This is a genomic window from Natronorubrum thiooxidans (assembly GCF_900156475.1).
Taxonomy (GTDB): domain Archaea; phylum Halobacteriota; class Halobacteria; order Halobacteriales; family Natrialbaceae; genus Natronorubrum; species Natronorubrum thiooxidans.
In genome coordinates, this window is the sequence record NZ_FTNR01000006.1 from 229,455 (window position 1) to 250,216 (window position 20,762).

The following is a 20,762-nucleotide window of genomic DNA, read 5'->3' on the forward strand; positions in this document are numbered from 1 at the left end:
CATGGCAGATTCAGAGACACACGACACGCACGCAGATACGACGGAATCGATCAACGACTCGACCGCATCCACCGGCGACGAGGCCACGCGCATCGGCGTCGACGTCGGCGGGACGTTCACCGACGTCGCGCTCTCGGTCGACGACCGACTCGTCACCGCGAAGGTACCCTCGACCGACCCCCAGCATCTGGGCGTCCTCGAGGGCCTGTACAAAGCCTGTGACCGCGCGAACATCGATCCCAGCGAGATCGACGAGTTCGCCCACGCGATGACCGTCTCGGTCAACGCCCTCCTCGAGCGCGGCGGCGCGAAGACCGCCCTCGTGACGACCGAGGGATTCCGCGACGTGCTCGAAATCGGCCGTCAGGATCGGCCGGATCTGTACGATCTCGAGGCCGAGAAACCCGAACCCGTCGTCCCACGCGAACGGCGCTTCGAGATCGACGAGCGGACGACGCCGGAGGGCGTCGAGACCCCGGTCGATCCCGACGACGTCCGTGACCTCGCGACGACGCTGCGCGAACGCGACGTCGAGGCGGTCGCGATCTGTCTGCTCCATGCCTACGCCGACCCCGAGAACGAACGCATCGTCGCGGAGACGCTGCGCGAGGAACTCGAGGTCCCGGTGTCGGCCTCGAACGAAGTACTCGCGGAGTTCCGTGAGTTCGAGCGCACATCGACGACGGCGGTCGACGCCTACGTCCGGCCCGCGATCGACACCTACGTCGGTCGGCTGGTCGAGGAAGCCGAAGACGCCGGGGTGCCGGCACCGCAGATCATGCAGGCAAACGGTGGGATCGCTGACCCCGAAACGGTGCGCGAACACGCCGTCACGACGACGATGTCCGGCCCCGCAGCGGGTGTCGTCGGCGCTGCAGCGACCGTCGACGACGCTGACACCGAAGGGCTCGTCACCTTCGACATGGGCGGCACCTCAAGTGACGTCAGCCTCGTTCGGGACGGGCAGGCAGCCCGGACCACCGACGCCGAGATCGCCGGCCTCCCGATCCGAACGCCGATGGTCGACGTCAACACCGTCGGCGCGGGCGGCGGCTCGATCGCGTGGGTCGACGCTGGCGGCGCGCTTCGCGTCGGCCCGCAGTCGTCGGGTGCCGACCCCGGCCCCGCCTGCTACGGCCGCGGCGGAACCGACCCAACCGTCACGGACGCTAACGTCGTCCTGGGCTACATCGGCCCGGAGACAGCACTCGGCGGCGAGATGACCCTCGATGTCGAGGCAGCCCACGACGCCCTCGAGGGACTGGCCGAGGAGGCCGGCCTCGAGAGCGCACTCGAGGCGGCCCGCGGCGTCTACCGCGTGGCCAACGCGACAATGACCCGGACGATCCGGTCGGTGACGGTCGAACGCGGCCACGACCCCCGCGAGTTCGCACTCGTCGCCTTCGGCGGCGCGGGTCCGATGCACGCGACGGCGCTCGCCGACGCACTCGAGGTCGATCGCGTCGTCGTCCCACGACCGGGTGGGGTGCTCTCGGCGTTCGGCCTACTGGCGGCTGACGAGAGCTACGACGCCGTACGGACGGTCGGTGTCGGCCTCGACGACGCGGAAAAAAGCCGACTCGAGGACGTCTACGACGACCTCGTTGGGGACGTGCTCGCGGACGCCTCCGACCGCGAGGCGGCACGCGTCGAGCGCGCGGCCGACTGTCGGTACGCGGGCCAGAGCTTCGAGCTGACCGTCCCCGTCGACGAGTCGTTCGACCCGCAAGCAGTCGCGACGCGGTTCCACGAAGCCCACGAACAGGCCTACGGATACGCGATGTCGGAATCGATCGAGATCGTCAATCTCCGGGCGACGGCGACCGTCCCCGGCACCGACCCCGTCGTCCGCCACGACGGCGCGGGCGACGCGCTCGTCGGCACCCGGGAGGCGCACTTCCCCGGAATCGGCACCGAACCGCGAAAGGCGACCGTCTACGCGCGCGACCGCCTCGAGGCCGGCGCGACGATTTCCGGACCAGCGGTTCTCGAACAGGCCGAAAGTACGACCGTCGTCCCGCCGACGTGGGCGGGCGAAATCCTCGCTGATGGAACCCTCGTGCTGACTCGAGAGGGGGTGGACAACTGATGACGACGAATCAACCGCAACAGACCGCCGACAGTATCGATCCCGTGACCCTCGAGGTCTTGCGCAACCAGCTCGAGAGCGTCGCCGAGGAGATGGGCCAGACCCTGATCCGCGGCGCGTACTCGCCGAACATCAAGGAACGCCGGGACTGCTCGACGGCGCTGTTCGACGCCGAGGGGCGGATGATCGCCCAGGCCGAACACATCCCGGTCCACCTCGGCGCGATGCCCGCGTCCGTCGACGCCGTGCGCGAGTACGACCCGAAGCCGGGCGACGTCTTCGTGCTCAACGACCCCTTCAGAGGCGGGACACACCTCCCTGACGTGACGATGGTCTCGCCGCTTGCGCCGCCCAACGGCGACGACGAGGACGAAATCGTCGGCTACGCCGTCTCTCGAGCCCACCACGCCGACGTCGGCGGGATGACGCCCGGGAGCATGCCCGCGGGCGCACGGGAGATCTATCAGGAGGGGCTTCGACTTCCACCGACGCGGCTCGTCGACGGCGGCGAACCCCGTGAGGACGTCCGTGCGCTGATCCTCGCGAACGTCCGCAACGCCACCGAGCGCCGCGCCGACCTCCGCGCCCAGCTCGCGGCCAACGAACGCGCCGAGGAACGACTCGCCGCGCTATTCAACGAACACGGCCGCGAGACCGTCCTCGCCGGCTTCGACGCCGTCATCGACTACTCCCACGAGCGGATCGCCGACGAGATCGATGCCCTGCCCGACGGCAGCTATCAGGCGAGCGACGTCCTCGAGGGCGACGGCATCTCCGACGACGACATCGAGATCTGCGTGACGGTGACCGTCGACGGCGAGTCGATCGACGTCGACTTCTCGGGGACCGACGACCAACTCGAGGGGAACCTGAACGCGCCGCTGGCGGTCGCCAAGAGCGCGACCTACTTCGTCGTCCGCTGTGTGACCGACCCGGAGATTCCGCCGAACCACGGCTGTTACGAACCCGTGAGCGTCCACGCACCCGAAGGCTCGCTGCTGAACCCGGAGGTCCCCGCGGCGGTCGTCGGCGGAAACGTCGAAACGAGCCAGCGAGTCACGGACGTCGTCTTCACCGCACTCGCCGAGGCCACGCCCGAGCGTGTCCCCGCCCAGAGTCAGGGGACGATGAACAACCTGACCATCGGCGGCCGGGATAGCTCCTTTACCTACTACGAGACGATCGCCGGCGGCTTCGGCGCACGGGCCGACCGCGACGGGATGGACGGCGTGCAGGTCGGGATGACGAACACGCTCAACACGCCCATCGAGTCACTCGAGACCGAGTATCCACTGCGAGTCGACCGCTACGCGTTCCGAGCCGACAGCGGCGGTCGTGGCAAATTCCGCGGCGGCCTCGGCCTCGAGCGAACAGTCACCGTCGAGACGGACGCGACGGTCTCGCTGCTGACCGAGCGCCGTCGCCACGCGCCACGGGGTGTCGCCGGCGGCGAGAACGGTGCCACCGGCGAGAACCTGATCGACGGTGAGCCCGTCGCGGCGAAGACGACCGTCGACGTCGACGCCGGGACGACGGTGACAGTGCGAACGCCCGGCGGCGGCGGCCACGGCGATCCCAACGAGCGCGATTCCGAGACGCTCGAGGCCGACCGCGCTGCCGGCAAGCGAACCGAGCCCGACGAGGAGGCGTGACCGCGATGGACCCCGACGCCGACGCGAGCGGCCGACTGGGACTGGTCGTCCCCTCCTCGAACACGACAGCCGAGCCGGAGTTTCGCCATGCCCTCCCCGACGACGTCACTGTCCACGGCGCGCGCATGGCACTCGAGTCCGTGACCGTCGACGCACTCGATGCGATGAGCGACGACGCGGCGCGGGCGGCAGAACTACTGGGTCACGCCGACGTCGACGCGGTCGCCTACGCCTGTACCACCGGCAGCCTGCTCCACGGACCCGGGTTCGACGCCGAACTCGAGGCCCGACTGCAAGAGGCGGCCGGCGTGCCCGCGGTCGCGACGGCTCGCTCCGTCGTCCGCGCCCTCGAGGCACTCGACGCCGACCGGATCGCGGTCCTGACGCCGTACACCACCGACCTCGACGAGAAAGAACGCGCGTTCCTCGAGGCCGCAGGATTCGAAGTGGCGACGATCGAGGGTCGTGGAATCGCCGCGAACACCGAGATCGGGGCGCTGACGCCGGCGGACGCGACCCGACAAGTGGAAACGAGCCTCGGAGACGCGGCCATCGGCGACGACGTCGACGCCGTCTTCATTTCCTGTACGAACTACCGCTCGCTGGCCGCCGTCGCAGGCCTCGAGTCGACGCTCGAGGTCCCGGTGATTACGAGCAACGGGGCGACGCTGTGGGACGTCTGTGGGGTCGCCGGCTTTGCCTGCGACGGGCCGGGAACGCTGTTCGACCGCGATAGCCGGTAACTGTCGACCGCCTCGGCCGACACACTCGAGGATGGCGCGCGCATACCGACGAACCGATTCGGTACTATTCTGAAACCGCTTCGTCAGCGACGAACGCCTCGAGTATGTGGTCGGTCTCGCCGCTACGGGACAGCACCGTCACGATGTCGTCCGGCTGGATACTGGTCGTGCCATGGGGTGTCAATACGCGGTCGCCCCGTTCGATGGCGATGACCAGCGAGTCGTCATCGAGGAGTTCGGTTTGAACCGCTTCCTCAAGCGTGTGACCGACGATCGGGGCATCGGCCTGTACAGTCACGTCGACGACGTTCGCATCACCAGTGAGGCTAATGAAGTCCGTCGCCTTGCTCGCCGAAATCTCCTCGTCGGGCCCGAATTCGGAATAGGGGCTATGGGTTTCAGACTCAACGAGCGTTTCATCCTCGATCTCGATACCCAGCCGTGAGAGGGCTCGAGTGATCCGTCTGAGATGTTCTGTATCCTCTCCAACTGCCATAATATGGAGGTTTCGGCGACCGGTCATCAACTGACGGACGTTGATAACACCGGGGACAGCACTCGCCTCTTGTGCGAGGGCGCTGCGTTCGGAGACCGGTGCGTTGCAGATATAGAGGTTCGTCAAATGGCCCTCCGCTTGTTCGAAGTCGATCTCAGCGGTATAATTGCGGATAATATCGTACTCCTCGAGTTGTGCGATTCGATTTCGGATGGTTCCTGGAGAGACGTTCACCTGTTCTGCGATGGCCGGTGCGGATGTGTTCCGGGCATCGCGCATCAGTTCGTAGATGATGCGTCGGTCGATCTCGTCGAGCCGATAGTCCATGACATTCATTTAGTCGCGTGGTATTTGATATCGATGTTTTGGAGGACTGATTACTTAATGAGTAATTATAACCCTCTTTGATTTCGGATTGCGTAATCCTACCGGTGTTCTTATGTGTGTAGTATCCGATCGTCCGAGTATGAGCCACAGCGAGAGTGACGAGGAACTCGCAAAGGACCTCGGCCTCATCTCCGCGATGACGATCGGTATCGGGACGATGATCGGTGCCGGGATTTTCGTCTTGCCCGGCGTCGCCGCCAACGCAGCAGGGCCGATCGTTGTCGTGTCGTTTATTTTAGGTGGGGTGATCGCAATGGTGAACGCGCTATCCGTCTCCGAACTCGGTACTGCGATGCCGAAAGCCGGCGGCGGCTACTATTACATCAACAAGTCACTCGGACCGATGTTTGGATCGATCGCTGGCATGGGTGACTGGATGGGGCTTGCCTTTGCCTCCGCGTTTTACTGCATCGGGTTCGGCCAGTATCTCGTCGTCTTCGTCTCATTACCGGAGGTTGCGTTCCTCAGTCCAATCCAGTTCGGAGCACTCCTTGCCGGTGGTATTTTTGTTGGCGTCAACTACATCGGTGCCAAGGAGACCGGTGGTATCCAGACGATTATCGTGTTCATTTTGCTCGCAATCCTCACCGCGTTCGCACTCGCGGGCTTTTCGTCCTTTGATTACGCGACGCTGGCCGATGAGGGTGGCCTTGCGCCGTTCGGGACAGGGGCGATTCTGCCGGCGACGGCACTCGTGTTCGTGTCGTTTCTGGGCTACGCAAAGATTGCAACTGTCGCCGAGGAACTGAAAAACCCGGGACGAAATCTCCCCATTGCCATCATCGGGAGTGTCGGAATCGTGACCGTCATCTATGCGATCCTCGTGACGACCATGCTCGGAATTATTCCGTGGCCCGAACTCAGTCAGGATGCGCCGATTGCACAGGCTGCCGAGGTCGCGTTTCCGGCCTCGCTCGGCCCCGTTGGGGGGATCGCTGCTGCTGCTGCTGCGTTGATGAGCATTGGTGCGCTGTTGGCGACTGCGTCGTCGGCAAACGCCTCGATTCTCGCTTCGGCGCGCATCAACTTCGCGATGGGCCGTGATAAGATCGTCACCGACTGGCTCAACGAGATTCATCCGAGCTTTGCGACGCCCTACCGGTCGATTCTCGTCACCGGGGCACTCATTATCGCGTTCATCGCGTTTCTGGGGAGGGATATCGAGGTGCTTGCGAAAGCGGCGAGCGTCCTCCATCTCATCGTCTACGCGTTGATGAACGTCGGGCTCATCGTGTTCCGGGAAGCGGACATCCCGGAATACGATCCCGATTTCCGGGTCCCGTTCTACCCCATCACACCGATCCTTGGCGCGGTATTATCGCTCGGACTCGTCGCGTTTATGGACGGGCTAGAGATTGCGCTGTCCGCAGCGTTTGTCGTCGTTGCTGTTCTCTGGTACTTCCTCTATGCCCGCGATAACACAGCACAACAGGGTGTTCTCTCTGACTACATTCGGAACCGCGAGGAGAAGATGCCGGATCGAGTTGTCGAGGCTGCTGATGCCGTTGCACCGAGTGGGACGGACGGACCGACGATCATGGTCGCACTGGCCAACCCTCGAACGGAGAGTGCACTGATAACGCTTGCCAGTGCACTCGCCGAACATGAAGGCGGTCGAGTCCTTGCCACACACATCGTTACCGTCCCCGACCAGACAACGCTTACCGCTGCTGCCGAGAACGGAGAGATCGACACCGCTTCGAAGACCCTTCTCGAAGACGCCAAACAGGACGCGGCGGCGTTCGATGTGCCGATCGAGACGAAGACGATCCTCTCCCATCGGGGGCTCGACGAAGTGTACGATGCAGCGCGATCGAACGATGCCGACACGGTCGTGATGGGCTACGGCGGCACGCGGTTTGCGGGCGGACGTGCCGAAAGTACTCTCGACGAACTGACACACGACTTGCCGTGTGATTTCCTCGTCCTGGACGCAACGGAGTTCGATCCGACCGACGTTGTCGTCCCCACAGCCGGAGGGTCGTCATCTGACCTCTCCGCAGAGGTCGCCCTCGCACTGCACGAGACGATCGATGCCGAGGTGTCGTTGTTACACGTCGTCGATGAGGGGGCGGAAGCCGAGGGCCGTGAATTCCTGCGTGAGTGGGCCGACAGCCATCAGTTATCGGATGCTGCGTTACACGTCGAGACGGGAGACATCGAAACCGTGATCGAACGCTTCAGTGCCGACCACGGTCTCGTCATAATCGGCGCGACAGAGCGTGGACTCCTGTCGCGTATCGTTCGGGGCTCGCTCGTGTTCGACGTTATCGAGGAAGTCGACACGCCGGTCCTGTTGACCGAACGCCAGTCGTCGCGTTCGCTCCGCGATCGGCTCTTTGGCCGCCGCTGAGACAACTGGCGTGGTCGATCGCTCGGCTTACGCGCCCCGCTCCGGCTTCGGCAGTGCAATAACCCGGCTCGAGTAAGCGGATTGAGAACGATCGATCTCGACCGCTGGACTCGTTTTGTGACCGATTCTGTCGTCCCCGCTCGTGATTCCGACTGGGTCATCGACGCGTTTGCCAGTCGAACTCGAGTTGGAATGGATCGGTGGCTCCATTCTCCGGTGACGGTGCGCTTTTAGCGACGCTGTGCCACTCATCCAGTATGGAACTCACCCCAGTGACGGATCTGCCCGAGATCCGTCCCGGCGACGACATCGCGGCTCTCGTCGCGGATCGGGCCGATCTCGAGGCCGGTGACGTCCTCACGGTCGCGAGCACGATTGTCTCGAAAGCCGAGGGGCGGATGGCGAATCTCGAGGACTACCCCGTCAGCGGTCGGGCCGAGGAGATCGCTGCTCGGATCGAAGCGATCGCTGGCGAAGAGAAAGACCCGCGATTTGCACAGGCGGTCTTGGAGGAGAGCACGGAGTTACTGATCGACGCCCCCTTCCTGCTGACCGAGACTCGGTTCGGACACATCAACGTCAACGCGGGCATTGATCGCTCGAACGTGCCGGACCACGATCTCTTGCTCCTGCCGAAGAAACCCACCGAGAGCGCCGAGCGGATTCGGTCGGGACTCGAGGCCCGGGGAATCGAGGATGTCGCCGTGATCGTCACCGACACCTGCGGCCGTCCCTTCCGCCACGGCCAACGTGGCGTTGCACTCGGCTGGGCGGGCATGCCCGCGAGCCGAGACTGGCGCGGCGAACTCGACCGCGACGGCCACGAACTCGGCGTCACCGTCCAGTCCGTGGTCGACGAACTCGCCTCGGCGGCGAACCTCGTCACTGGGGAGGGGGCTGGCGGAACGCCCGCCGTCGTCGTCCGCGACTGGGCGTTCGGTGACCACGCGGGCAGCGACGAACTGTTCCGCGCAGTTGAGGACGACCTCGTCCGACAGGCGCTGCGAGAGTGGAGTATCGACGACTGAGCACGATTGTGACTGTACTTATGACAGACAACACGACGACCGACGAGCCGACCTGGGGTATCGAACTAACGCCGGAACATCCGCCGGAGCGAATCGCCGAGCTGGCGGCGCTCGCCGAGGACGAAGGCTACGATATCGCCTTCACGAGCAGCCATTACTTCAACCGCGACCCGTTCGTGACGCTCTCACGGATGGTCGAGGCCACCGACGAGATTCAACTCGGGCCAGGGATCGTCAACCCCTACGAGACACACCCTGTCCGACTGGCCGCCCAGACGGCGACGATCGACGAGATCAGCGACGGGCGCGCCGTCTTCGGCGTCGGTGCCGGCGACCGCTCTTCACTTTCGAATCTCGGCATCGAGCGCGACAGCCCGCTGCGGCGCGTCCTCGAGACGTTCGACGTCGCCCGCGACCTCTGGGCGGGTGAGACTGTCACCCACGAGGGGACGTTCACCGCCCGCGACGCCTCGCTCAACCTCGAGCCCTGCGAGATTCCAACCTACGTCGGCGCACAGGGGCCACACATGCTCCGGATGAGCGCGAAACACGCCGACGGCGTCCTGATCAACGCCGCCCATCCGAAGGACCTCGAGTGGTCGGCCGGCCAGCTCGAGCAGGGCCGTGCAGACCGACCCGACGAGTATGGTGAGTTCGAGGCGCTCGCGTTCGCGAGCGTCAGCGTCGCTGCAGACGAAACGGAAGCGCGCGAGGCGGCCCGCCCACCCGTAGCGTTCATCGTCGGCGGTGCGGCCGACCCCGTGTTAGCTCGCCATGATATCGACCGCGAAGCCGCCGGCGACGTCAGTGCGGCCTTAGAACGGGGCGATCTGACCGAGGCCTTCGGGCACGTCACCGACGACATGATCGACGCCTTCTGTATCGCCGGGACGACCGAGACCGTCGCCGACCGCTTCGAGGCCGTCCTCGAGCACGTCGACGGCATCGTCGTCGGCTCGCCGCTGGGGCCGGATCTCGAGGACGCCGTCGTCCGCGCGAGCGAGGCGCTGGCACAGGCGACGGCGCGCGACAGGACGTAAGTCCGACTCGGACGAGTCGGCTTAACTCGAACTCGAGGAGAAGAGGCTGCCGATCGCACCAAGGGTCAACAGGCCGAAGACGCCGAGCGTGAAGGCGACCAGAATCGTGCCGATCAGGACGAGCAGAGGTGCGAACAACTCGCCAGCGGCGACGTCAGCGAAATACTCGTTCATCTCGATGATGTTGTCCACGATCACGTTCATTGGTGTGACGGTATCCATGTGCGGGGGTTGTCACCGATGCTACTTGGCGATGCCGGTCCAGCGTCGGCCCGACAGCCAACACATAAGCCAGCACCGGCCGTAGCCGCCACCGTGACCGACGACGTGACTCGTTCCGAGTTCGGTTCGGCCGCGGAGACGGACGAATACGACACGGATGAGCAGGACGCGGGGGCAACTGACAACGACGACAGTGGACTCTCGACGTACGCGTGGGGGACGTATCGCTGTCGTCGGTGTGATACCGAAACCGAACGCGTCTGGCGTGCGGATGGGGAACTGGTCTGTCCGGCGTGTAAGCACTGGTAAGTTCGTGTTCGACGCCAACACGCCACGTTTTGGGTCGCTCCGTGGCGTGGATCGATCCCCAAAGGTTTATCTTTCAGTCGGGGGTTTGGTAACCTGTAATGGCGAAAGGTACGGTCGACTTCTTCAACGACACTGGCGGTTACGGCTTCATCGAAACTGACGACGCAGACGACGACGTGTTCTTCCACATGGAAGACATCGGCGGTCCTGATCTCGAGGAGGGACAGGAAGTCGAGTTCGATATCGAGCAGGCCGACAAAGGCCCACGCGCGACGAACCTCGAGCGCCTGTAAGACGTCCAGCTGTAGTGGTATCGTTTTCAGACAATTACCCGAGCAGCGACGGCGATCGCGACACTGTTCGACACAAAACATATGTCTCCAAGTCACATCTGACGTAGCAATGAGCGGTCTGACCGGTTCTCCACCGCGGTATGTATTCGAGCTATGACCGAGCCTACGCCGCCAACCCAGACCGGGAGTCGGACCACGACCGAGACGCTCGAGGTCTCACAGGTCGCCGACCTCTGTACCGAGATTGAGATGAACGTCGCCGACGTGATCGTCGGCCACGAGGAGGCGATCGAACACGTCGTCACCGCGATGCTCGGACGCGGCCACGTCCTCCTCGAGGACGTCCCCGGCGTCGGCAAGACGATGCTCGCCCGGTCGATCGCGACGTCCGTCGACTGTACGTTCCGCCGCGTTCAGTTCACCCCCGATCTCCTGCCTGCCGACGTCACCGGCGTGAACGTCTTCAATCAACAGACGCGAGAGTTCGAGTTCCAGCCCGGCCCCGTCTTCGGCAACATTGTGCTGGGCGACGAGATCAACCGCGCACCGCCGAAGACACAGTCGGCGCTGCTCGAGGCGATGGAAGAGAGACAGGTGACCGTCGACGGCGAGACACGCGAACTGCCCGACCCGTTTACCGTCATCGCGACCCAAAACGCCATCGAGCCCAACCGCACCTACGAGCTTCCGTTTGCCGAACTCGACCGCTTCATGAAGAAACTCGAGCTCGGCTATCCCGACCCCGAAGAGGAAGCCGAGTTGCTGGAGCGGACGGTCGGCCACCACCCGATCGACGCCCTCGAGCCGGTGACCGACCGCGAGACGCTCGTCGCCGCCCGCGAGACTGTCGCCAACGTGGCCGTCGAGTCGCCGGTCCGGGAGTACGCCACCCGACTGGTCGGCGATACCCGCGACCACGCTCGAATCGGTGTCAGCCCCCGCGGAACGATCGCCCTCCTGCGTGCCGCTCAGGCACGGGCCGTCGTCAACGGCCGCGAGTACGTCCTCCCCGACGACGTCCAGACCGAAGCACCCGTCGTCCTCCCTCACCGGATCAAGACGACCGACCGCGATCGTAACGGAGCGACGATCGTCGCAAACGCCCTCGAGCGCGTCCCCGTCGAGTAACGATGAGACTGACGATCCGCGGCTGGACTGTCGTCGCCGTCTTGGCGGCTTCGGTTGCGATGGCGTGGCAGTACGGCCCACGAGCGTTGAACGCCGTCGTCACGCCGCTGCTGGTCGTTCTGGTCGCTGGCCTGATCACGACCTACCGAGTCGACCGGCCCGAGATCACGCGTGCTCCCGTTCCGGACGGGAGCGTCGGCGACCACCGGACGGTCGAAATAGCACTCGAGAGCGACACAACTGTCTCGGCGACCGTTCGTGAGACCGTCGGCGACGGCCTCTCGGTATCAAACGGCCTCGACACCGCAACTGCCGACGGTGACGACACCGACCATGATCTCGTCCTCGAGACGATACTCGAGGGCGACGATCAGTTCAGCTACGAGCTCCAACTCACAGAGCGAGGCGAGGCGCGAGTCGGCCCACTGTCGATCACCGTCAGCGACGTCTTCGGGCTAGTCGAGCGACGGTTCACCGACGACCAGGAGACGTCCGTGCTCGTCTACCCGCGCGTTCACGAGCTACAGGGCGCTGCCGGCACCGATCTCAGGGCGTTTGTCGAGACGATCGACGGACGGGACCGCACGGAGTTCGACCACCTGCGAGAGTACCAGCACGGAGACGACCTGCGGGACGTCAACTGGAACGTCGCCGCCAAACGACCCGACGCCGACCTCGTCGTCACGGAGTATGCCACGGCCGAGGAACACGGCTCCGTAACCGTCGCCGCCGACTGTCCGTCCGGCTGGGCCGACGACCTGGCGACGGCCGTCGCAAGCGTCACGACCCACCTGCTTGAGACCGATGTCAGCGTCGGCGTCAGCGTGCCCGGCAGCGACTACGCACCGGGAACGGGACGGCAACATCGCCGCGACCTTCTGGCAGCGTTCGCCGTCCTCGAGGCCGGTGAACTCGAGGCCGAGCAGCGACAGGCGGCGGATATACTGGTCCGGGCCGATGCCGAGGGGACGCGAATCGTCGTCGACGGCCGGACGGTCCCGTTCGACCGGCTCACGGGCGACGTCGCAAGTGGACGACTCGCTGAATCGACTCGAGGCCGACCCGACGGCGACGAGCCGGGGGTAGCCACATGAGCACGAAATCGGACGCTCACGCCGGCGATCGAACGGCTCGTCTCGACCTCGAGGAACCGATCGGTTCGAAGGCGTTCCGGCTGCTTGCGTGTGGCTGTATCCTGGTCCTGACGGCGTCGTACGTGAGCGTGCTCCACGACGTTACGCAGGTCGTCGGTGGGACACGGGCCCTGGTGGCCCTCGTCGGCGCGATGCTCGTGGCGGCGACGGTGCTCGCGTGGCTAATCCGGCCCCGTACCGCGACGGTCGGCGCAGTCGCTGCCGGAATCATCGGTTTTGCCTACTACCTCGAGCGCAGCGGCGTCGGCATCGGTATCGTCCGCACGGCAGGCGACACAGTGCTCTCCGATACAGCCGCACTCGCGGCTGGGCTCCCGCTGCTCCGGATGGTCGAAGCAGGTATCTGGACGCTCGCGTTCGTCCCCGCACCCGTCTTCCTCTCGTGGTATCTCGCTGTTCGGGGCCGGTACGCACTCAGTGTTCTTCCTGGCGGCTTCGCGCTCGTCTTTCTCGTGTTGACCGGTGACGCGGGGACGATCGTTACCCTGGTCGGGACGCTCGCTGCTGTCGGCGCGATCGGCTTTGGCGAACTCGAGCGGCGAGGCGGCTCGATCGCGCAGGCAGACTTGCTTGCGGTGCTCTTCGCGCTGATCGTCGTCCTCTCGCTGTCGGTCACGTTCGTCCCCAGCGGCTCCGGACCGTCGGGGCAGGTCGCCGGGAGCGATTCCGGGACGCTCGAGGGAACGATGGATTTCGCCTCCGAGCAGTCCGGAATCGGCGGCCCGGTCGACCTCTCGCCGGAAGTGCGCTTTACCGTCGAAGCCGACCAGGCGTCCTACTGGCGAACGGGAGTCTACGATCGCTTCACCGGCGATGGATGGATCCGTACCGGTGAGAACAGGGCGTACGACGGCCGTATTCAGGAGCCCCCCGGGCAGTACGAGCGGTCTTCACAGATCATCACCGCCGAGACCGATCTGGGCGTGATGCCGACAGCAGCCCAGCCACTTGCGATCGAGGGCGATCTCACCCAGCACGCCGAGGTTTCCCGACACGGACAGGTCCACCCCGAATCACCGATTCTCGAAGGAGATCAGTACGCCGTCGAGAGCGCGATCGTCGATCCCGACCCGGAACAACTTCGCGCCGCGGGCACTGACTACCCCGAGCCGATCACCGAGGACTTCGACTATCTCCAGACGCCCGAGGGGGCCTCGAGCGAGTTCGAAGCGCGAGCCGACGTGATCACTGCCGACGCCGAGACGCCGTACGACAAGGCGGTCGCCATCGAACGCCACCTCCGTTCGTCGAAGGGGTACTCCCTCGACGTCGAGCGCCCCGACGGCAACGTCGCCGAGGCGTTCCTCTTCGAGATGAACGAGGGCTACTGTGTCTACTTCGCGACGACGATGGTCCAACTGCTGCGGGCAGAGGAGATTCCGGCTCGCTACGTCACTGGCTACACGAGCGGCCAACCGGTCGGCGACGACGAGTACGTCGTCCGCGGCACGGACGCCCACGCCTGGGTCGAGGTCTACTTCCCCGACCACGGCTGGGTCGCCTTCGAGCCGACACCCGGCGAATCCCGCGATTCGGTCCACACCGAACGCGTCGAGCAAGCTCGCGAGGCGGGGGCCGAAAACGTCGACACCGACACGAGCGCGGACGATCCCATCTCGGACACCGAAGACGACGATGTGACCGAGCGGCCAGACGAGAATGTCGAGACACCCGAGGACAGCCAGCCCGACTCCGAGCCCGAAAACGAAACGGAGTCGACCGAGCCCGAATCGGAGGATGCCGACCCTGAGACGGTCTCCGACTCGAGTAACGACGGAAACGGTCTCTGGCACAGTCTCGTATCGTTGTTAACCGTGTCGCGTGAGACGGCTGCGATCGGGCTCATCGCCCTCATCGGACTAGTCGCCGGCGGCCACCGAACTGGGGTGACCACCGCCGTGCGCCGGGAACTCGACCTCTACTGGCAACGCTCTCGAGGCGATCCTGACCGAGACGCCGAACGCGCGTACCGACGGCTCGAGCGCGTACTCGCCCGCGAGTACAGACCGCGCAAGCAGTCGGAGTCCGCCCGCCAGTATCTGAACGCACTCGCGTCGGATCCGGAGCACGCAATCGATCCACGCGAAAAAACGGTCGTCGAAGGATACGAACGGGCCGTATACGGTGGCGGCGTCAGTCAGGCAGCCGCCGACGAGTCGGTCGCAATCGTCGACGAGCTCACTCGAGCGCGGCTGCCAGTGATCGGCCAGCGGCACTGACAATTCAGCACACACTCAAAAAGAACCACGAGACGGGATACGGGTCCCGATAGTGTTTAATATGGCCGTTTCGTAGCACCGAACGTAATGTCGGAAGTCTGCTCGACGTGCGGGCTGCCCGAGGAACTCTGCGTCTGTGAAGACGTGGCCAAGGGACAACAGCAACTCAATATCCGCATTGACGAGCGCAGATACGGAAAAGAGGTAACGATCGTCGAAGGATTCGATCCGAAGGACGTCGACTTAGATAGTCTCTCGTCGGATCTCAAGTCCAAGTTCGCCTGTGGCGGGACTGTCGAAGACGACCACATCGAACTCCAGGGAAACCACACCGGCCGCATCGAGGATTTCCTTCGGGACCGCGGCTTCAACGTCGCCTGATGCCCGCGATGATCTGAGACGACTTCCGAATCCACGGCCGTCTCGCGTATCGCTTTTTCAGTGACTGCGTTTTTTTATACGACACAGACATCCGGACAACCAGTAGCGACAGCCCACTCAGAACGGCGATTCAGCGTTCGCGGATTCGTCGGGATCGTCAGTACCATCCGTCTCACTGACGAGTCCGAACTTCATGCCGTATTTATCGAGCCCGCCTTCCATGCTCTCGACACGAGCGTCCGCGGTGCCCTCGTAGGTACTAATGAGTTGGGCCGCCTGGATGCTTGATTCGCCGTGTGGGCAGACGGTCACGATATGGTCTTCGCCCTCGAGTTCCGTGATTCGCCTCGAGAGTTCGTGAAACGGAACGTTCTGGCTATCCGGAATCCGGCTGTGTGCAAAGCTCCGTGCATCCCGAATGTCCACGATACATACGTCTGCATCGTCCTCGAGAAGCTCATTGACCTCGCCGGGAGAGATTTCGCCGTCCATCACACCCGGATTGGGACGCCGGCAGAATAAGACCACGGGTCGACGCCGACTCATACTGTCAGACAGAACTAGTCGAGGATCGGTCGCACTACTGCGGCCGTCGCCCCCGGAGACGGCCACGAGTTCGCGACCGACGTCGTACTGACTGCTGTCCAACAGTATCACGAACCCGCTTCCGCTCGCGGATCAACTGGTATGTCACTCGAGAGTGTCACCGTAACGACGGAACCAATGGACGCCGGAAAGCATCCAGCGATACGGACAGTCCTGTGGGTCGTGTATCTCGGTTATCTACGTGCGTGTCGTTTAGAACCACATGAACAGTAACTCACTGGCCTTCGAAGCCCTGTTCGTCGGCCAACTCCTCGGAACGGTCGTGCTCATCGCTGGGCTGTTCCTGGGCGGTCTGACCACACTGACGTTCGTCGGCGGCGCAATCATCCTGTGTTGTATTGCGGGGTTGGCCCTCATGGCGACACTCGACGATACGCACGATCGAACGGTTGATGCACCCGGATACAGTAACCGGCTCCGATCGCTTCTGAGTCGCAGTTCGAAGTAGCCGACGCCCCCGAATCGCGACCGCTCAGATCAAGTCATCTTCGCTAGCCAACAGCAGCGACGTCAACGTCGAGTCGTTCGCCGGCTGCTCGCGCGCACGCTCGAGTGCCGACTCGATCGGGACCGTTGTCACCTCGAGAAACTCGTTGTTGTCGAGTTCGCGCTCGCCAGGTTCGAGGCCCTCGGCGTAGACGACGCCCCGATCGTGCCGGAGGACCCCGGTCGCGACCGCATACTCCTGTACCAACACGGTGCTTGATGGTTTGAACCCGGTCTCTTCCTCGAGTTCGCGGGCCGCAGCGTGCGTGTAGGACTCTCCGTCTTCGACGATGCCGGCAGGGAGTTCGAGATGGGTCTCACGGATCGTTGGCCGATACTGCTCGACGAACAGCAGGTGATCGCCGTCGGTCCCGTCACCGTCGTCGACGCCGTCATCTGAGTCGAGCACACTGGCATCAATCCGGGCGACCACGACGACCGCCGGTGGCAGGTCCGCCCAGTAGTAGCGCTTTTCGGTGCCATCGGGTTGCTCGAGCAGGTCGTAGCCGCCGTCGTACCACGGCGTCTCGTACTCGGTGACAGCCTCCTGAAGGTCCCACTCGTCGGGTATCGTCATTAGCAACGAGTGTCGGTCTCGAGACCATAATAGCTGCCGCTTTTCCGATGTTCGCCGCGTTAGACGAGTTCTCGGTACAGTCGTCCGAACGCCTGTCGACGGAGGGTTGCGACCGCCGCATCCTCCTCGTTTTGGAAGGTGGCGGCGACGGCCTCGTCGTCGGGCCCGGCATGCCAGACGACACAATCAACGTTCTCGTGGCCGAGTACCGTGACGTCGCCGTCGTAGGACGCTCGCCAGTCATCGAACGCCTCACGGCTGCCAACGTGAACCTCGAGGAGGCTCGCAAAGAGCGCCTCTCGAGCGGTTTCGACGACCTCGCCCGTGACGCGGTCGTTGTACTCCTCGCGGTCGAACGCCATGGCTTTGGCGACCTCCCGAACAACGGTCTGTGCCGCGGGGCCGATAGCTGCATAGCGGTCACGTGCCTCCTCGACCGACGCCGGCGAAACCGTCCCGACAGTGTGCATACTTCGACGTGCTGTGGGCATCCAGTTACCAGTTACGCGTTCAGTCTACGCACTCGAGTCGTCAATCGATTCCTCGTCAGCCGTGGCTCCGTCGTCAGCGTCGCGTTCGCCCTCCATCCGTCGGGACATCACCCTGGCCTCTTGGATGACGCTCTCGGCGTCGGCAGACAGGGTCCCACGACCAGGCTGGCGACTCTGCCGGGCGAGTCCCTCCTCGAGCGATCCCGGACGGCCGTGGTCATGGTCGTGCCTCGAGTCCTCGAACCCCGGTGTTTCGATTTCGCGAGCATACTGACTCACGATCTCGCCTAATTCTTCAGGTGAGCAGTCGCTCCAGTCAGGGGCGTACTCAGCAAGCCACTCGCTGTGGTCTTGTCGGCCAAGCGAAGCGGTGACCGCGAGGTGATTCGCGAGATGGACGGCATCTGCCTGTTCGGTATCACAAACCGGGCAAGCGTATCCCATAGTCGCGGCTAGGAGTGCCGACAGTAAAACGTCCACGTCCGACAGCGCTCGACTGTCCACACCGCATCCGGGTTGCACGCTCAGTCGAGTTTCCGGAGCATCACGATCGCGTCCTCACCGTCCTCATAATAGCCAGGGGCGAGCCGAAGCGGTTCGAATCCAAACTCCCGATAGAGTCGTTTAGCAGTGTCGTTCGAGGTTCGAACCTCGAGTTTGACCGTCTCTGCGCCGTGGGCCGCAAGCACGGCAAGCGCCTGTGTGAGCAACGCGGTGCCGACACCCGTCCCGCGGCGGTCGGGATGGACAGCGATATCCTTGACATGGCCGAGTTTGCGTCCGAAGTTCTTCACGACATCGGCGACAATGTAGCCAACGACCGCGTCTGGTCCCTCGAATGCGACGAGAAAGCCTGGCTCACCGAGAAAGCGTTCAAAGGCGTCGTAGGGCCATGGCTGGGCGAACGACTCGTTCTCAATGCGGACAACTGCGAGCAGATCAGCCCGCTCGGCGGCTCGAATCGAGCGGCCGCCACCATCACCGATTCCGGGAGCCTGTGTTGTCACGTTCAAAGATAGCGCCTCGAGTACTAAAAGTAGTAGCGGCGTCTGATCCCCATACTCGACTCGCTCACCCTCGGGTGGTGCCCCATTTGTCGGCGAATGTTGCCAGTGGTATCGACCGCCACGACAGCGCAACTCGACCCGATCCGTGACGACACCGCTTCGTGAGACGATCGTCCACCGGCCCAGCCGACAGCACGAAATCCCGCCGCTGAGTGGGCAACACAGCGTGTCCGGGATAGCGGCATCACTGACCGATAGACCCAAGCACGGGTATTGCTTGCAGCCGAAGCCGTGCTTATACACTCCCCGTTCGAAGGGGGTTCCATGACAGATGCGGCCGAATGTAAATCGAAGCCGATCGACCACGACCACAACGACGAGCGCGACGATGCTCATCTCGACGACATCGAAGAAGGTGCTGGATGTACGGAGATCTGGGAGCACCTCGCCGAGAAACGCGGTGAGTAAGCCGTTGGCCCAGGTAGCGACACTTTTGCCCTCGAGGCCCATACTGACTGCCAATGACCGATAATCGACCCGATAACTACCGCCGTCGTGACGACGACCGCTCGATCCCGACGGATCGTGAATCGCCCGTCGGTGCACCAGTTATCCGGGGCGACGAATCGGTCACCGGGACTCGTGCCCGCAAAGCCGTTCAGTTCGACCCCGACGATCCCGACAGTCTCGCCGACGCCGCCGAAACCGTCCGGCAGTTCGCCGCCGGCACAATCAACGACGATCACCTCTATATGCTCCGCGGAGCCGCGGCCTGTGCAGCGCTTGTTCGCGGTGAGGGGTCGTACAAGGCTGCGGCCGAACGCGCCGGTGGCGACACGACCGTCTCGTTCATTCGAAAATGGGCCCGCGTCCACGATCTTCCCCGATCCGTCCGCAAGCAGGTCGCACTCGGCCGCATCGCACCGACGGCCGCCAAACACATCGCCCGCGTCGGTGGCGAAGCGCGACTCCTCCTCGCGTGGGCCGCCCTCGACGGCTCGCTTACCGTCCGTGAGGTCCGCAGCATCGCCAGTGCCATCAACAACGACGTCCCCATCGAACAGGCACTCGGCGACCACGGCGTCACGCTTGGCCGCCTCGAGCTGACGCTCTCACCGACGACCTACCGCGACCTCCGGCGGCGGGCCTCGATCGACGGCGTCGAACCCGGGACGATCGTCAGCGACGCACTCGAGGAGTACCTCGAGTAGCAGTCAAACGTAACATCTGACACCGACCCGTTATGGGTCACCCTCGCTCCCGTCGGCTGGTCGACGAAGAAAGAAACGTTTAACCACATAACCCCAAAAGTAGGATGTACAGGGCCGGTAGCTCAGTCCGGCAGAGCGTCTGGCTTTTAACCAGACGGTCGCGTGTTCAAATCGCGCCCGGCCCGCTTTTCCTCCGAGCACCTACCCGAGGAGCAAAGCGACTCCGCGATTTGAACGCAAGGAAAGCACAGCCTCACGAGGTCAACATATCGAGAGTCCCGTTACTGAAAGTCATCGACGAGCCAAGCTGTGTACATTCCTGCTTTCTGTCTGTGCAGTCTAACCAGATAAGTTGAGAAGATCTGCTACAGCAGACACGTGTGTTTCAGTCTGTTTTGAAACATCGCAATAAAAGCCAAGGGCCGGATTTGAACCGGCGGTGGGCGGCTCTGCAGGCCGCTGCGTTCGGCCGGACTCTGCCACCTTGGCGCATCTCAGCATTGTTGTTGCGTTCGTTTAAGCATAGCGGTACGGCACGAACGGTGTTACGATGTGCCGTACATAAATACGAAAACCCCCAGACAGCCACAGCCATGGCTCTCTGAGGGTGATAAGTATGAATGAAGGCGGCGAAACGAGTTTCCCAGAGGGTCGCCCACTCCAGTACTCACCGTAACGCAGGCAGGCTTATCTTCCGTGTTCGGGATGGGTACGGGAGGAACCCCGCCGCTGTGGCCGCCGTAACGCCGATCAACGGAATCGAACCGCTGTAATGCCAATATCGGTGGTCTCTTCGACCGTGTGTATGTGTAGTCCAGTTTGCGTCCGGACCCGTTCACGAATCACGGATCCAATGCGATGTAATATGAATGTGTGGCTTGGCCGATTAG

22 protein-coding genes, 2 tRNA genes and 1 rRNA gene are annotated in these 20,762 nt (G+C 63.7%); 16 read left to right on the forward strand and 9 right to left on the reverse strand.

The window, feature by feature from the left end:
* The first annotated feature begins 1 nt into the window (after position 1).
* The 3 genes from BW940_RS10555 to BW940_RS10565 are packed head-to-tail and all read left to right on the forward strand — an operon-like array spanning position 2 to position 4,484.
* Positions 2-2,089 (forward strand): hydantoinase/oxoprolinase family protein, encoded by a 2,088-nt coding sequence (locus tag BW940_RS10555; RefSeq protein ID WP_076609163.1) that lies wholly within the window; start codon positions 2-4, stop codon positions 2,087-2,089.
* Positions 2,089-3,741 carry a hydantoinase B/oxoprolinase family protein gene (locus tag BW940_RS10560; RefSeq protein ID WP_076609164.1) on the forward strand — a complete coding sequence of 551 codons (1,653 nt, stop codon included), beginning with the start codon at positions 2,089-2,091 and terminating at the stop codon, positions 3,739-3,741. Before BW940_RS10555 ends, BW940_RS10560 begins: the two co-directional genes overlap by 1 nt.
* Positions 3,742-3,746: 5 nt before the next feature.
* Positions 3,747-4,484, forward strand: a complete 738-nt coding sequence (locus BW940_RS10565; RefSeq protein ID WP_076609165.1) for a maleate cis-trans isomerase family protein — start codon at positions 3,747-3,749, stop codon at positions 4,482-4,484.
* A gap of 64 nt (positions 4,485-4,548) precedes the next feature.
* On the opposite strand, the gene BW940_RS10570 is transcribed toward BW940_RS10565, so the two are convergent.
* Positions 4,549-5,307 carry an Lrp/AsnC family transcriptional regulator gene (locus BW940_RS10570; RefSeq protein ID WP_076609166.1) on the reverse strand — a complete coding sequence of 253 codons (759 nt, stop codon included), beginning with the start codon at positions 5,305-5,307 and terminating at the stop codon, positions 4,549-4,551.
* A 139-nt stretch (positions 5,308-5,446) separates the two neighbouring features.
* Here BW940_RS10570 and BW940_RS10575 point away from each other — a divergent pair, with 139 nt between their 5' ends.
* From BW940_RS10575 to BW940_RS10590, 3 genes are all read left to right on the forward strand, one after another.
* Positions 5,447-7,720, forward strand: a complete 2,274-nt coding sequence (locus tag BW940_RS10575; RefSeq protein WP_076609167.1) for an amino acid permease — start codon at positions 5,447-5,449, stop codon at positions 7,718-7,720.
* A 257-nt stretch (positions 7,721-7,977) separates the two neighbouring features.
* Positions 7,978-8,748: a coenzyme F420-0:L-glutamate ligase gene (locus BW940_RS10585; protein WP_076609169.1), complete on the forward strand. Its 771-nt coding sequence runs from the start codon at positions 7,978-7,980 to the stop codon at positions 8,746-8,748.
* Positions 8,749-8,768: 20 nt separating this feature from the next.
* Positions 8,769-9,788, forward strand: a complete 1,020-nt coding sequence (locus BW940_RS10590; protein ID WP_076609170.1) for a 5,10-methylenetetrahydromethanopterin reductase — start codon at positions 8,769-8,771, stop codon at positions 9,786-9,788.
* A 21-nt stretch (positions 9,789-9,809) separates the two neighbouring features.
* Here the strand turns inward: BW940_RS10590 and BW940_RS10595 are convergent, their stop codons facing one another.
* Entirely contained in the window at positions 9,810-10,010 is a 201-nt protein-coding gene (locus tag BW940_RS10595; RefSeq protein ID WP_076609171.1) for a hypothetical protein, read from the reverse strand.
* Positions 10,011-10,103: 93 nt separating this feature from the next.
* On the opposite strand from BW940_RS10595, the gene BW940_RS10600 reads away from it, so the two are divergent.
* From BW940_RS10600 to yciH, 6 genes are all read left to right on the forward strand, one after another.
* Positions 10,104-10,319, forward strand: a complete 216-nt coding sequence (locus BW940_RS10600) for a DUF7573 domain-containing protein (RefSeq protein WP_076609172.1) — start codon at positions 10,104-10,106, stop codon at positions 10,317-10,319.
* Positions 10,320-10,417: 98 nt separating this feature from the next.
* Positions 10,418-10,612 carry a cold-shock protein gene (locus BW940_RS10605; RefSeq protein WP_076609173.1) on the forward strand — a complete coding sequence of 65 codons (195 nt, stop codon included), beginning with the start codon at positions 10,418-10,420 and terminating at the stop codon, positions 10,610-10,612.
* A 153-nt stretch (positions 10,613-10,765) separates the two neighbouring features.
* A complete protein-coding gene (locus tag BW940_RS10610) occupies positions 10,766-11,740 on the forward strand; it encodes an AAA family ATPase (protein ID WP_076609174.1) in 975 nt (324 codons plus the stop codon).
* A 2-nt stretch (positions 11,741-11,742) separates the two neighbouring features.
* The gene (locus tag BW940_RS10615; protein WP_076609175.1) at positions 11,743-12,834 is read left to right on the forward strand and encodes a DUF58 domain-containing protein; all 1,092 of its coding nucleotides are present in this window, start codon (positions 11,743-11,745) and stop codon (positions 12,832-12,834) included.
* Positions 12,831-15,113, forward strand: coding sequence for a transglutaminase TgpA family protein (locus BW940_RS10620; RefSeq protein WP_076609176.1), 2,283 nt, complete (start codon positions 12,831-12,833; stop codon positions 15,111-15,113). The genes BW940_RS10615 and BW940_RS10620 overlap by 4 nt, the downstream gene beginning before the upstream one ends.
* 87 nt (positions 15,114-15,200) lie before the next feature.
* On the forward strand, positions 15,201-15,494 hold the full coding sequence (gene yciH / locus BW940_RS10625) for a stress response translation initiation inhibitor YciH (RefSeq protein WP_006065982.1): 294 nt from the start codon (positions 15,201-15,203) through the stop codon (positions 15,492-15,494).
* Between the two features lie 117 nt (positions 15,495-15,611).
* On the opposite strand, the gene BW940_RS10630 is transcribed toward yciH, so the two are convergent.
* Positions 15,612-15,986 carry a rhodanese-like domain-containing protein gene (locus tag BW940_RS10630; RefSeq protein ID WP_076609177.1) on the reverse strand — a complete coding sequence of 125 codons (375 nt, stop codon included), beginning with the start codon at positions 15,984-15,986 and terminating at the stop codon, positions 15,612-15,614.
* A 316-nt stretch (positions 15,987-16,302) separates the two neighbouring features.
* Here BW940_RS10630 and BW940_RS10635 point away from each other — a divergent pair, with 316 nt between their 5' ends.
* Complete coding sequence (locus BW940_RS10635) at positions 16,303-16,548, forward strand: hypothetical protein (protein WP_076609178.1); 246 nt, start codon at positions 16,303-16,305, stop codon at positions 16,546-16,548.
* A gap of 24 nt (positions 16,549-16,572) precedes the next feature.
* On the opposite strand, the gene BW940_RS10640 is transcribed toward BW940_RS10635, so the two are convergent.
* From BW940_RS10640 to rimI, 4 genes are all read right to left on the reverse strand, one after another.
* Complete coding sequence (locus tag BW940_RS10640; protein ID WP_076609179.1) at positions 16,573-17,163, reverse strand: NUDIX hydrolase; 591 nt, start codon at positions 17,161-17,163, stop codon at positions 16,573-16,575.
* A gap of 59 nt (positions 17,164-17,222) precedes the next feature.
* Positions 17,223-17,633, reverse strand: a complete 411-nt coding sequence (locus tag BW940_RS10645) for a DUF5809 family protein (protein WP_076609180.1) — start codon at positions 17,631-17,633, stop codon at positions 17,223-17,225.
* Between the two features lie 45 nt (positions 17,634-17,678).
* A complete protein-coding gene (locus BW940_RS10650; RefSeq protein WP_076609203.1) occupies positions 17,679-18,098 on the reverse strand; it encodes a DUF5810 domain-containing protein in 420 nt (139 codons plus the stop codon).
* An 80-nt stretch (positions 18,099-18,178) separates the two neighbouring features.
* Positions 18,179-18,661, reverse strand: a complete 483-nt coding sequence (rimI, locus tag BW940_RS10655) for a ribosomal protein S18-alanine N-acetyltransferase (protein ID WP_076609181.1) — start codon at positions 18,659-18,661, stop codon at positions 18,179-18,181.
* Between the two features lie 324 nt (positions 18,662-18,985).
* On the opposite strand from rimI, the gene BW940_RS21800 reads away from it, so the two are divergent.
* The 3 genes from BW940_RS21800 to BW940_RS10665 all read left to right on the forward strand — a co-directional run bounded on the left by BW940_RS21800 (position 18,986) and on the right by BW940_RS10665 (position 20,057).
* Positions 18,986-19,129 (forward strand): hypothetical protein, encoded by a 144-nt coding sequence (locus BW940_RS21800; protein ID WP_173834876.1) that lies wholly within the window; start codon positions 18,986-18,988, stop codon positions 19,127-19,129.
* 53 nt (positions 19,130-19,182) lie between these two features.
* Positions 19,183-19,872 carry a DUF7119 family protein gene (locus BW940_RS10660; protein ID WP_076609182.1) on the forward strand — a complete coding sequence of 230 codons (690 nt, stop codon included), beginning with the start codon at positions 19,183-19,185 and terminating at the stop codon, positions 19,870-19,872.
* Positions 19,873-19,983: 111 nt separating this feature from the next.
* A tRNA-Lys gene (locus BW940_RS10665) sits at positions 19,984-20,057 on the forward strand.
* A gap of 228 nt (positions 20,058-20,285) precedes the next feature.
* Here the strand turns inward: BW940_RS10665 and BW940_RS10670 are convergent.
* Positions 20,286-20,361 (reverse strand) — tRNA-Cys (locus tag BW940_RS10670).
* A 132-nt stretch (positions 20,362-20,493) separates the two neighbouring features.
* Positions 20,494-20,615 (reverse strand): 5S ribosomal RNA (rrf, locus tag BW940_RS10675).
* Between the last annotated feature and the right edge of the window lie 147 nt (positions 20,616-20,762).